This window comes from Pseudomonas sp. RIT623 (assembly GCF_004519305.1).
In the GTDB taxonomy this organism is placed as follows: Bacteria; Pseudomonadota; Gammaproteobacteria; order Pseudomonadales; family Pseudomonadaceae; genus Aquipseudomonas.
This window is the reverse complement of record NZ_SOZA01000011.1, coordinates 74542-87089: the sequence shown is the minus strand read 5'-3', so window position 1 is coordinate 87089 and position 12548 is coordinate 74542. Positions and strand designations below refer to the sequence as shown.

Genomic DNA, 12548 nt, shown 5'->3' with positions numbered 1-12548 from the left:
TACTGCTCCAGCCCCATCGCTACAGGGATGGCGCAGGTTTCACGGCCTGCGATCATCCCGTAGGAGCCGGCTTGCCGGCGATGAGGCCCTCCCTGGCGACGCATGGAAAGGCACCCTTCGGGTGCCTTTTCTACATCTGCAGAAACGCTTTACAGCCTGCCAATTCATCAGGTTAGAATCGATTGGCACGCGACCTGCTAGTTCACGCGGCAGGTCCCTTTTCTCTGCGCTGTCCCGGAGTACCGCCTTTGGATGCGAGCACCATCAACAGTCTGTTCCTGATCGGCGCGTTGCTGGTCGGGGCCAGTATCCTGGTCAGCTCGCTGTCGTCGCGCCTGGGCATCCCCATCCTGGTCATCATCCTCGCCGTCGGCATGGTCGCGGGCGTGGACGGTGGCGGCATCATCTTCAACAACTACCCGACCGCCTACCTGGTGGGCAACCTGGCCCTGGCGGTGATCCTGCTCGACGGTGGCCTGCGCACCCGGGTGGCGAGCTTTCGCGTGGCGCTATGGCCGGCGTTGTCGCTGGCCACCGTCGGCGTCCTGATCACCACTGGGCTGACCGGCATGGTCGCCGCCTGGCTGTTCGACCTGAGCCTTATCCAGGGCCTGCTGATCGGCGCCATCGTCGGTTCCACCGACGCTGCGGCGGTGTTCTCGCTGCTCGGCGGCAAAGGCCTGAACGAGCGGGTCACCGCCACCCTGGAAATCGAGTCGGGCAGCAATGACCCGATGGCGGTGTTCCTTACCGTCACCCTGATCGACATGATCGCCAGCGGCCAGACCGGCCTGCACTGGAGCCTGCTGACCCACCTGCTGCGCGAATTCGGCATCGGCGGCCTGCTCGGCCTGGGCGGCGGCTGGCTGATGCTGCAACTGGTCAATCGCATCAACCTGGCCGGCGGCCTATACCCGATCCTGGTGGTGGCCGGCGGCCTGGTGGTGTTCTCGCTGACCAACGCCCTGCACGGCAGCGGTTTCCTCGCCGTCTACCTGTGCGGCCTGGTGCTGGGCAACAAACCGATCCGCAGCCGCCACGGCATCCTGCACATGCTCGACGGCATGGCCTGGCTGGCGCAGATCGGTATGTTCCTGGTGCTGGGCCTGCTGGTCACCCCCCACGACCTGCTACCCATCGCCCTGCCAGCGCTGGGCCTGGCGCTGTGGATGATCCTGTTCGCCCGGCCACTGTCGGTGGTTGCCGCGCTGTTGCCGTTCAAGGCCTTCCATGGTCGCGAGAAGGGCTTCATCAGTTGGGTCGGCCTACGCGGCGCGGTGCCGATCATCCTCGCGGTGTTCCCGCTGATGGCCGGCCTGCCGGATGCGCAGCTGTTCTTCAACCTGGCGTTCTTCATCGTGCTGGTATCGCTGCTGGTGCAGGGCACCAGCCTGCCGTGGATGGCCAAGCTGCTGAAAGTCACCGTGCCGCCAGACCCGGCGCCCATCTCCCGCTCGGCGCTGGAGGTGCATATCACCAGCGAGTGGGAGCTGTTCGTCTACCGCCTGGGCGCGGAAAAATGGTGCATCGGCGCCGCCCTGCGCGAGCTGAAGATGCCCGAAGGCACGCGCATCGCCGCGCTGTTTCGCGCCGAGCAACTGCTGCACCCCTCGGGCAGCACCGTGCTGGAAGTCGGCGACATGCTCTGCGTGATCGGCCACGAACACAACCTGCCGGCCCTGGGCAAGCTGTTCAGCCAGGCGCCACAGCGCGGCCTGGACCTGCGCTTCTTCGGCGACTTCGTGCTCGAGGGTGACGCCGAGCTGGGCGCGGTGGCCGCACTGTACGGCCTGAAACTCGATGGCCTGGACGCAAAAATGCCGCTGGCGCAGTTCATCCGACAGAAGGTCGGAGGCGCGCCAGTAGTAGGCGACCAGATCGAATGGCACAGCACGATCTGGACCGTCGCGGTCATGGACGGGAACAAGATCCAGAAAGTCGGCGTCAGATTCCCCGAAGGTACTCGACCCGGCCCCGGGTTGTTCCTCTAAACTCCGATTTGCCTCGTAATCCAAGAATGTTGCCTATGTCCCTGCGTGCGTACTGCCGCACAGCCCTGCTGGGGCTGTGCCTGACCCTCCCGTTCACCGCCATGGCGGAAGTCCCGACTACCCCGGGCATCCAGGGCAGCCTGAGCAAGATCACCGAGCGCAAGCTGCCCGAGCCCGAGCAGAAAGCCGTGCAGCAGGTGCTGGAACAGACCCTGGCCCTACTGGCCGCGCGCGACGACAGCGAGAAGAAACTCGCCGAACTCAAGCAACAGCTGGCCAGCGCGCCTCAGGAAATACGCGACAACCAGCGCGAGCTGATCAAGCTCAAGGCCACCAACCCGATACCGGTGGCCCAGCGCTATGCCGCCCTCCCGGTGCCGCAGCTCGAACAGATGCTCAGCGAACGCAGCGCCCAGCAGGGCGACCTGCAAAAGGCGCTGTCCGAGGCCAACAGCCTGATCATCAACTCCCAGACCCGCCCCGAGCGTGCCCAAGCCGAGATCAGCAACAACCAGATACGCATCCAGCAGATCAACAACAGCCTGAAAAGCGGCAAGGATAACGGCAAGGCCCTGAACGCGGACCAGCGCAACCAGCTCAACGCCGAGCAGGCCTCGCTCAATGCCCTGAACTTGCTGCGTCGCCAGGAGTTGGCGGGTAACAGCCAACTGCAAGACCTCGGCAACGCCCGGCACGACCTGCTGATCGAACGGGCGACGCGCCTGGAGCAGGAGATCCAGGACCTGCAGACGCTGATCAACCAGAAGCGCCTGGCCCAATCGCAGCAGACCGTCACCCAGCAGTCGATCGAAGCGCAGAAGGCCGGCGGCAGTAATCTGCTGGCCAGCGAGAGCGCCGAGAACCTGCAACTGTCCGACTACCTGTTGCGCAGCACCGACCGCCTCAACGAGGTCACCCAGCAGAACCTGCGCACCAAGCAGCAGCTCGACAGCCTGACCCAGGCCGACCAGGCCCTCGACGAACAGATCAGCGTGCTCAAGGGCAGCTTGCTGCTATCGAAGATCCTCTACAAGCAAAAGCAAGCCCTGCCGCACCTGAAGGTCGACCGCGACCTGGCCGACCAGATTGCCGATATCCGCCTCTACCAGTTCGAGATCAACCAGGAACGCGAGCAGATGAGCAGCCCGTCCAGCTATGTGGACAAGCTGCTGGCCAACCAGCCCCAGGAAGACATCACCCCCCAGCTGCGCAAGGCCCTGCTGGAGGTGGCGATTACCCGCAGCGACCTGCTGGAACGGCTGAACCGCGAACTGTCGGCTCTGCTCAATGAAAGCATCACCCTGCAACTGAACCAGAAGCAGTTGCTGAGCACCGCGCAGAACCTGCGTACCACCCTCGAAGAACAGATGTTCTGGATCCCCAGCAACAAGCCGCTGGACTGGCAATGGCTGCGCGACGTACCCCAGCGCCTGACCTACCAGGTGGCCAGCCTGCCCTGGGGCGCCGGAGTGAAGGAACTGGGCGACGGCCTGGTGCAGCAGCCACTGCTGTTCCTGCCGCTGATCCTGGTGATCGGCGCCCTGCTGTGGCGGCGCAAGGCGCTGTACCGGCGCCTGGGCAAGGTCCACCAGGACATCGGCCATTTCAAGCGCGACAGCCAGTGGCACACGCCCCAGGCGATCCTGATCAACATCCTCCTGGCCTTGCCGGTGGCCCTGGCCCTGACCCTGGGCAGCTACGCCCTGCAACTCGACGCCCGTGGGCAGAACGCCAACCTCGGCGCCGCGCTGTGGCAGCTCGCCCAGGCCTGGCTGGTGTTCTACACCGCCTACCGCATCCTCGCCCCCGGTGGGGTCGCCGAGATCCACTTCCGCTGGCACAAGCCGCAGGTCGAGTTCCTGCGTGGCTGGGTACGCCGCCTGGGCACCGTGGTGCTGGCCCTGGTCGGCGTGGTGGCGGTGGCCGAGCACCAGCCTTCGGCGCTGGCCGACGACGTGCTGGGCATCGGCGTGGTGCTGACCTGCTACGCGCTGATGGCCTGGCTGCTCAGCCGCCTGCTGCTGAGCAGCCCGGCGCACCGCAACACCTCGCTGTTCCGCAAGGCGGTAGGGGTGGCCTTCACCGCGCTGCCCATCGCCCTGTTCGTGGCGGTGTGCTTCGGCTATTACTACACCGCCCTCAAGCTCACCGACCGCCTGATCTACACCCTGTACCTGCTGCTGTTCTGGCTGGTGATCGAAGCCGCGTTCGTCCGCGGCCTGTCGGTGGCGGCGCGGCGCCTGGCCTACCAGCGCGCCCTGAGCAAGCGCCAGGCGGCCAAGGAGGGCCTGGACGGCGAAGTGGTGGTCGAGGAGCCGACCCTGGACATCGAACAGGTCAACCAGCAGTCGCTGCGCCTGATTCGCCTGGCCTTGCTCGGCGGTTTCATCGGAGGCCTGTACTGGGTCTGGGCCGACCTGATCAGCGTGTTCGCCTACCTCAACAACGTCACCCTGTACGAATACAGCAGCGGCACCGGCGCGGCCGCCAGCATGGTGCCGATCAGCCTGGGCGACCTGCTCGGCGCCATGGTCATCGCCGGCATCGCCGTGGCCCTGGCCAGCAACCTGCCAGGCCTGCTCGAAGTGCTGGTGCTATCACGCCTGAACCTGGCCCAGGGCAGCGCCTATGCGATCACCACGCTGCTGTCCTATGTCATCGCCGGCGTTGGTATCGTCAGCACCCTGGCCACCCTCGGGGTCAGCTGGGACAAGCTGCAGTGGCTGGTAGCGGCCCTGTCCCTGGGCCTGGGCTTCGGCATGCAGGAGATCTTCGCCAACTTCATCTCCGGCATCATGATCCTGTTCGAACGCCCGGTGCGCATTGGCGACACCATCACCATCGGCAACCTGTCCGGCACGGTCAGCCGTATTCGCATCCGCGCCACCACCATCACCGACTTCGACCGCAAGGACATCATCGTCCCCAACAAGACCTTCATCACTGGCCAGTTGATCAACTGGTCGCTGACCGACACGGTCACTCGGGTGACGCTGAAGCTGGGCATCGACTACGGTTCAGACCTGGACCTGGTGCGCGACCTGCTGCTCAAGGGCGCCCACGAGAACCCGCGGGTGCTCAAGGACCCGGAGCCGCTGGTGTACTTCCTCAACTTCGGCGAAAGCTCGCTGGACCACGAACTGCGCATGCACGTGCGCGACCTGGGCGACCGCAATCCGACCCTGGACGAGATGAACCGCTACATCAACCGCGAGTTCAAAGCGCACAACATCAAGATTTCGGTGCGCCAGGTGGAGGTATTCCTCATGGACCAGAAGGGCGGCAAGCAGCAACTGATCCCGATGGAGCAATCGAAGCCGGATGGCACGGCGTCGGCCTGAGAACGCTCGAATACTTTATCCTGTGCACATTCGCTGCGAGGGCTTTGCCCTCGTTCGCCGGCAAGCCGGCTCCTACACCGCCCACCTGTAGGAGCCGGCTTGCCGGCGAAGGGCCGCAAAGCGGCCCCATGGCACCGCCACCCAGGAGCAGGCCTCGTGAAGTCCCTCGACCAACTCGTCTTCGACAACCGCTTCGCCCGCCTGGGCGACGCCTTCTCCACCCAGGTCCTACCCGATCCGATCGCCGACCCGCGTCTAGTTGTGGCCAGCGCATCGGCGATGGCCCTGCTCGACCTCGACCCGGCCCAGGCCGAGCAAGCCGTGTTCGCCGAACTGTTCAGCGGCCACAAGCTGTGGGAACACGTCGACCCGCGGGCGATGGTGTACTCCGGCCACCAGTTCGGCTCCTACAACCCGCGCCTGGGCGATGGCCGTGGCTTGCTGCTGGGCGAAGTGCTCAACGACGCCGGCGAACACTGGGACCTGCACCTCAAGGGCGCCGGCCAGACGCCTTACTCACGCATGGGTGATGGCCGGGCCGTGCTGCGCTCGTCGATTCGCGAGTTCCTTGCCTCCGAGGCCCTGAGCGCGCTGGGCATCCCAAGCAGCCGGGCACTGTGCGTGATCGGCTCGAGCACCACGGTGTGGCGGGAAACCCGCGAAAGCGCCGCGATGCTGCTGCGCCTGGCCCAGAGCCATGTGCGCTTCGGCCATTTCGAGTACTTCTACTACACGAAACAGCCAGAGCAGCAGCGAGTGCTCATCGACCATGTGCTGCACCAGCACTATCCCGAATGCCGCGACGCCGAACAGCCTTACCTGGCCATGTTCCGCACCATCGTTGAACGCAATGCCGAGCTCATCGCCCGCTGGCAGGCCTACGGCTTCTGTCACGGGGTGATGAATACCGACAACATGTCGATCCTCGGCATCACCTTTGACTTCGGCCCCTACGCCTTCATCGACGACTTCGACGCCAACTTCATCTGCAACCACTCCGACGACCGTGGCCGCTACAGCTACGCCAACCAGGTGCCAATCGCCCATTGGAACCTCAGCGCCCTGGCCCAGGCGCTGACCACGGCAATCGAGGTCGAGCCACTGAAGGAGACGCTGGCGCTGTTCCTGCCGCTGTACCAGGCCCACTATCTGGACCTGATGCGACGCCGCCTCGGCCTGACTACCGCCGAGGACGACGACATGGCGCTGGTCGAACGCCTGCTGCAACGCATGCAGAGCGGCGGTGTGGACTACACGCTGTTCTTCCGCCGCCTGGGCGAGCAACCGGTAGCCCAGGCCCTGCAAGTGGTGCGCGACGATTTCGTCGACCTGACCGGTTTCGATGCCTGGGGTGCGGACTACCTGGCACGCTGCGAGCGTGAGCCGGGTAATGCCGAAGGTCGCCGTGAGCGGATGCATGCGGTCAACCCGCTGTACATACTGCGCAATTATCTAGCGCAGAAGGCTATCGAAGCGGCAGAGGCCGGTGATTACAGTGAAGTGCGTCGGCTGCATCAGGTGCTGAGCAAACCGTTCGAGGAACAGCCCGGGATGCAAGCGTATGCCGAGCGACCGCCGGAGTGGGGCAAGCACCTGGAGATCAGCTGTTCGTCCTGATTTCATTGCTGCACGTGAAACTCTGCGAGGGCTTCGCCCTCGATCGCCGGCAAGCCGGCTCCCACAATGAGCGCGCCAACCCTGTGGGAGCCGCAGTTCGCCGCAGCATCTTTCGACTGGAGACCCCGATGTCCAATCCGCTGGTAATCCCCTGCCCCCACTGCAACGGCCTCAACCGCATCCCCACCGACCGCCTGGGCGACACCCCGAAATGCGGCCGCTGCAAACAGAACGTGCTGCTGAGCACCTCGTTCGAGCTGACCGAAGGCAACTATGCCGCCCAGATCAAAGGTGATCTGCCGCTGCTGCTGGATGTCTGGGCCGACTGGTGCGGCCCGTGCAAGAGCTTCGCCCCGACCTTCGAGCAAGCCGCGCGGCAGCTCTCGGGCCGCTGCCGCCTGGCCAAGCTCGACAGCGAAGCCAACCGCAACCTGGCCGGCCAGTTGGGTATCCGCTCGATCCCCAGCCTGATCCTGTTCAAGAATGGCCGCGAATTGACCCGCCAGGCCGGTGCGTTTCCACTTCAGTCATTACTGGAATGGCTACGCAGCCAAGGGATCTAGGCGCTGCGCTCCAGCAGATCATGCAACTCGACGAACTGCTGGGTCAGCTTGTGCCGTGGCTCCAGGTGGATCAGCGGCAGGCTGGCGTGGTGCGACTCACGCATCTTCACCGAACTGCCGAGGTACACCGGCAGCACCGGCAGGCCTTCGGCCAGCAGCTCGTCGAGCATCTGCTGGGGCAGGCTGGCGCGGGACTGGAACTGGTTGACGACGATGCCCTCGACCACCAGTTCGTCGTTGTGGTCTTCCTTGAGCTCATCGATCTCGGCCAGCAGGCCATACAGGGCCTGGCGCGAGAAACTGTCACAGTCGAAAGGGATCAACACGCGATCGGCGGCGATCAGCGCAGAAACCGCATAGAAGTTCAAGGCCGGCGGAGTATCGATATAGATCCGCTCATAATCCTCGTCCAACTCGTCGAGCAGTTTGCGCAGCTTGTTGATCTTGTGCTTGGCCTCGAGCTTGGGCTGCAGGTCGGCCAGCTCGGGGGTGGCAGTGACCACGTGCAGGTTGTCGAACGGCGTTTCGTAGATATCGACCTTGTTCTTCTTGGCGAACGGCCCGCTGGACAGCGACTGCTTGAAGAAGTCGGCGATACCCATGGGGATGTCGTCGCCGGTCAGGCCGGTGAGGTACTGGGTCGAGTTGGCCTGGGCATCCAGGTCGATCAGCAGGGTCCGGTAGCCCTCGTTGGCGCTGACCGCCGCCAGGTTGCAAGCGATGCTCGACTTGCCCACGCCACCTTTCTGATTGAACACCACGCGCCGCATGAGAGACCTCCGTGTATCAACGAATGCCCGAGTATGTGGCCAGCGCGGCGGTTTAGCCAGCACCATCGGGCTGCTCCAGCCCAGCCAGCAGGGCGACGAAGGCATTGGCCATGGCCGAGCCCGACGCCGCGCGACGCACCAGCCAGACAGCAGTCATCGCCTCCTCGTCCAACAGGGTGCGATACACCACGCCCTCGATGCGCATGCGCTGGAACGACGCCGGCAGCACCGATACCCCCAGCCCCGCCGAGACCAGGCCGATGATGGTCATCGCCTCGCCCGCCTCCTGGGCGAAATGCGGGGTGAAGCCGGCCTTGCGCGCCAGGCTCAGCAATTGGGCGTGCAAGCCGCTGCCGTAGCTGCGCGGGAAGAACACGAACGGCTCCTGGGCCAGGGCCTGCATGTACAGCCCCTGGGCGCTGCCGGCCGCCAGCGGATGCGAGGCATTGAGCACCGCCACCAGGGGCTCGCGGAACAACTCGGTACAGACGATACCGTCCGGCAAAGGCATTGGGCGCATCAGGCCGACCTCGATGGACTCGTCAAATACGGCCTCCACCACTTCGCGGCTGCTCATTTCCTTCAGGTTCAGGTGCACCGCCGGGAAGCGCTGGCGGAAAGCATGGATGGCCTGGGGAATACGCGAGGTGAACGGTGCCGAAGAGGTGAAGCCGACCTTCATCTCGCCCAGTTCGCCCAACTGTGCCCGGCGGGCCACATCGGCGGCCTTTTCCACTTGCGCCAGCACCTGTCGGGCCTCTTCCAGGAATAACCGGCCGGCCTCGCTGAGCGCTACACGACGGTTGGTGCGCTCGAACAGGCGCGCCCCAAGCTCCTGTTCCAACGCCTGAATCTGCTGGCTCAGCGGCGGCTGGGAGATTCCCAGTTGCTGGGCGGCGCGACCGAAATGCAGCTCTTCGGCCACAGCGACGAAATAACGCAGGTGACGCAGTTCCATGGCCCGCTCCAAACAAGTCGTAAAACGTCTCAAACAGGTCGAACAATATATTGGATCTAATCATTAGCCAGCTATATGCTTTTTTCACCGCAACACCTGGCCCCTGCGCCCGAGGTATCCGTCCGTGAGATCCGCCGTCGCCCCCCTGCCCCCTGAACCCACACCCGTGGTCAACGATATCTGGATCGAAAAAGGCACTCCCGCCTTCATCAAGACCGTGCTGGCGCTGTTCAGCGGCGGCTTCGCCACCTTCGCCCTGTTGTACTGCGTGCAACCGATGATGCCGCTGCTGTCCCGGGAATTCGCCATCAACGCCGCGCAGAGCAGCCTGGTGCTGTCGGTGTCCACCGCCATGCTGGCCATCGGCTTGTTGATCACTGGCCCTATTTCCGACCGCATCGGGCGCAAGCCGGTGATGGTCTTCGCCCTGCTGTGCGCGGCATTGTCGACCCTCGCCAGTGCGGTGATGCAAAGCTGGGAACTGGTGCTGGTCGCCCGCGCCCTGGTGGGCCTGTCGCTGAGCGGTCTGGCGGCGGTGGCCATGACCTACCTGAGCGAAGAGATCCACCCGCAGCACATCGGCCTGGCCATGGGCCTGTACATCGGCGGCAATGCCATCGGCGGCATGAGCGGGCGACTGATCAGCGGCGTGCTGATCGACTTCGTCAGCTGGCATACGGCAATGCTGGTGATGGGCGGCCTGGCCCTGGTGGCAGCCGTGGTGTTCTGGAAAGTCCTGCCCGAGTCGCGCAACTTCCGCCCTCGGCCATTGCAGCCACGCAGCCTGCTGGACGGTTTCGTCATGCACTTCAAGGACGCCGGGCTACCTTGGCTGTTTCTTGAGGCGTTCCTGCTGATGGGTGCCTTCGTCACCCTGTTCAACTACATAGGCTACCGGCTGCTGGCCGGGCCTTACCACATGAACCAGGCCTTGGTCGGCCTGCTGTCGGTAGTGTACCTGTCGGGGATCTACAGCTCGGCGCAGGTCGGCGCGCTGGCCGACAAACTGGGGCGGCGTAAGGTGTTCTGGGCCAGTATCGTGGTGATGGCCGGCGGTTTGCTGATGACCCTGGCCAGCCCGCTGGCGCTGATCATCGTCGGCATGCTGGTGTTCACTTTCGGCTTCTTCGGCGCGCACTCGGTGGCCAGCAGCTGGATCGGACGGCGGGCGCTGAAGGCCAAGGGGCAGGCGTCGTCGCTGTATCTGTTCAGCTATTACGCGGGGTCGAGTGTCGCCGGGACGGCGGGCGGGGTGTTCTGGCACCAGTGGGGCTGGAACGGCATCGGGCTGTTCATCGCCAGCCTGCTGGCGGTGGCGTTGCTGGTGGCGTTGCACCTGAGCAAGTTAGCGCCGAAGACGGCCCCAGACGTGACGCAAGCAACGTAGGAGCCGGCTTGCCGGCGAACACCGGCACGGCCGGTGCCATGCAGCGCGGCGCCTGGTTCGCCAGCAAGCTGGCTCCTACGGGTGTTGCAGGCCGTAATCGGCGTAGGAGCCGGCTTGCCGGCGAACACCGGCACAGCCGGTGCCATGCAGCGCGGCGCCTGGTTCGCCAGCAAGCTGGCTCCTACGGGTATTGCAGGCCGTAATCGGCGTAGGAGCCGGCTTGCCGGCGAACACCGGCACAGCGGGTGCCATGCGGCACGGCGCCTGGTTCGCCAGCAAGCTGGCTCCTACCGAACGATATCAGCCTGGGATCAGTTGATGATCTCGACGATATCCACATCCACTTCACGGCTCATCAGATGCTTCTCCACCTCGCCGGTCAGCTTGACCTTGGTCTTCTCATTGAATGGCGTCGGCGGCAGGTCTTCATCGTCGATTTCAACGGTGATGCTGCCGGTGTTGTCCTTGAACTCGTACTTGTCGTCGTTGTTGATCTTCTTGGTCACGTAACCCTGCAGCACCACGGGGGTGTCATCGGCAGCCTCCTTGGCGGCGGCAACGGTGGTCACGGCTTGAGCGCCAGGGCCGGTGTAGCCGGCTGCCAGGGCGGCGGTGCTGAACAGTGGGGCGAGGATCAGGGGCAGGTAACGGGCTTTCATGGTGATCGGGTCCTGTTTGCGTTTTGATGGCAACAGATTACCGACGATCGCTGAATTGAAACTTAATACAACAAAAAGCCCGGCACCTGGCCGGGCTCCTTGCAACACAAAGGCGCTTACTGGTGGTACTGCGCCGACAGCTCATGCACAGCGTTGATAAACACGCCGGCGTGCTCCGGGTCGACTTCCGGCGTGATGCCGTGGCCCAGGTTGAACACATGGCCAGTGCCCTTGCCATAGCTGGCGAGGATGCGCGCGACTTCCTGGCGGATGGCCTCGGGCTTGGCATACAGCACGGTCGGGTCCATGTTGCCTTGCAGCGCCACTTTGTCACCGACGCGGCGGCGGGCATCGCCGATTTCGCAGGTCCAGTCCAGGCCCAGCGCGTCGGCACCGGCCTCGGCGATGCTTTCCAGCCACAGGCCACCGTTCTTGGTGAACAGGATCACCGGCACCTTGCGCCCTTCGTGCTCGCGGATCAGGCCACTGACGATCTTGCGCATGTAGGCCAGGGAAAACTCCTGGTAGGCCGCCGCCGACAGGTTGCCGCCCCAGGTGTCGAAGATCTGCACCGCTTGAGCACCGGCCAGGATCTGGCCATTGAGGTAGCTGGTGACCGACTGGGCCAGCTTGTCCAGCAGCAGATGCAGGGCCTGGGGGTTGTCATAGGCCATGGCCTTGGTCTTGCGGAAGTCCTTGGACGAACCGCCCTCGACCATGTAAGTGGCCAGGGTCCAAGGGCTGCCGGAGAAACCGATCAGCGGTACGCGACCATTGAGTTCGCGGCGAATGGTGCTGACCGCGTCCATCACGTAGCCAAGGTCTTTCTGCGGATCAGGAATCGGCAGCGCCTCGATGTCGGCCAGGGTGCTGATGACCTTCTTGAAACGTGGACCTTCGCCGGTCTCGAAGTACAGACCTTGGCCCATGGCGTCAGGGATGGTGAGGATGTCCGAGAAAAGGATCGCCGCGTCCAGCGGGTAGCGGTCCAGCGGCTGCAGGGTGACCTCGCAGGCGAACTGCGGGTTCATGCACAGGCTCATGAAGTCGCCGGCCTTGGCCCGGCTGGCGCGATACTCCGGCAGGTAGCGGCCGGCCTGGCGCATCATCCACACTGGGGTTACGTCCACGGGTTGCTTGAGCAGTGCACGCAGGAAACGATCGTTCTTCAGGGCGGTCATAGCGATATCCGGCAGAAAGGTGGGGGCATTTTCGCAGACCCCGCCGGAAAAGGCACGGCGCCAAGCCGTGCCTTTTAGCTG

General features: G+C 64.4%; 10 protein-coding genes. 5 read left to right on the top strand and 5 right to left on the bottom strand.

All coding sequences use genetic code 11. From position 1 onward, the window contains the following. Positions 1-248: 248 nt before the first annotated feature. The 4 genes from E3U47_RS10485 (at position 249) to trxC (ending at position 7512) form a co-directional block, all read left to right on the top strand. Complete coding sequence (locus E3U47_RS10485) at positions 249-1991, top strand: potassium/proton antiporter (protein WP_134691370.1); 1743 nt, start codon at positions 249-251, stop codon at positions 1989-1991. A gap of 35 nt (positions 1992-2026) precedes the next feature. Continuing rightward, on the top strand, positions 2027-5332 hold the full coding sequence (gene mscK / locus E3U47_RS10480; protein WP_134691369.1) for a mechanosensitive channel MscK: 3306 nt from the start codon (positions 2027-2029) through the stop codon (positions 5330-5332). 156 nt (positions 5333-5488) lie between these two features. Further along, positions 5489-6949, top strand: a complete 1461-nt coding sequence (gene selO / locus E3U47_RS10475; RefSeq protein ID WP_134691368.1) for a protein adenylyltransferase SelO — start codon at positions 5489-5491, stop codon at positions 6947-6949. Between the two features lie 128 nt (positions 6950-7077). Beyond that, positions 7078-7512: a thioredoxin TrxC gene (gene trxC / locus E3U47_RS10470; protein ID WP_134691367.1), complete on the top strand. Its 435-nt coding sequence runs from the start codon at positions 7078-7080 to the stop codon at positions 7510-7512. Here trxC and E3U47_RS10465 read toward each other — a convergent pair. Together E3U47_RS10465 and E3U47_RS10460 are read right to left on the bottom strand one after the other, a co-directional pair. Next, positions 7509-8282 carry a ParA family protein gene (locus E3U47_RS10465; RefSeq protein WP_134691366.1) on the bottom strand — a complete coding sequence of 258 codons (774 nt, stop codon included), beginning with the start codon at positions 8280-8282 and terminating at the stop codon, positions 7509-7511. The two genes, trxC and E3U47_RS10465, sit on opposite strands and share 4 nt — an antisense overlap. A 52-nt stretch (positions 8283-8334) precedes the next feature. After that, complete coding sequence (locus tag E3U47_RS10460; RefSeq protein WP_134691365.1) at positions 8335-9240, bottom strand: LysR family transcriptional regulator; 906 nt, start codon at positions 9238-9240, stop codon at positions 8335-8337. A 124-nt stretch (positions 9241-9364) separates the two neighbouring features. Here E3U47_RS10460 and E3U47_RS10455 point away from each other — a divergent pair, with 124 nt between their 5' ends. Further along, positions 9365-10627: an MFS transporter gene (locus E3U47_RS10455; RefSeq protein WP_134691364.1), complete on the top strand. Its 1263-nt coding sequence runs from the start codon at positions 9365-9367 to the stop codon at positions 10625-10627. A 75-nt stretch (positions 10628-10702) separates the two neighbouring features. Here E3U47_RS10455 and E3U47_RS24950 read toward each other — a convergent pair whose 3' ends face one another. From E3U47_RS24950 to hemE, 3 genes are all read right to left on the bottom strand, one after another. Beyond that, positions 10703-10879: a diguanylate phosphodiesterase gene (locus tag E3U47_RS24950; protein ID WP_167659467.1), complete on the bottom strand. Its 177-nt coding sequence runs from the start codon at positions 10877-10879 to the stop codon at positions 10703-10705. A gap of 59 nt (positions 10880-10938) precedes the next feature. After that, positions 10939-11286 carry a NirD/YgiW/YdeI family stress tolerance protein gene (locus E3U47_RS10450; RefSeq protein ID WP_134691363.1) on the bottom strand — a complete coding sequence of 116 codons (348 nt, stop codon included), beginning with the start codon at positions 11284-11286 and terminating at the stop codon, positions 10939-10941. Positions 11287-11402: 116 nt separating this feature from the next. After that, entirely contained in the window at positions 11403-12467 is a 1065-nt protein-coding gene (hemE, locus tag E3U47_RS10445) for a uroporphyrinogen decarboxylase (protein ID WP_134691362.1), read from the bottom strand. Between the last annotated feature and the right edge of the window lie 81 nt (positions 12468-12548).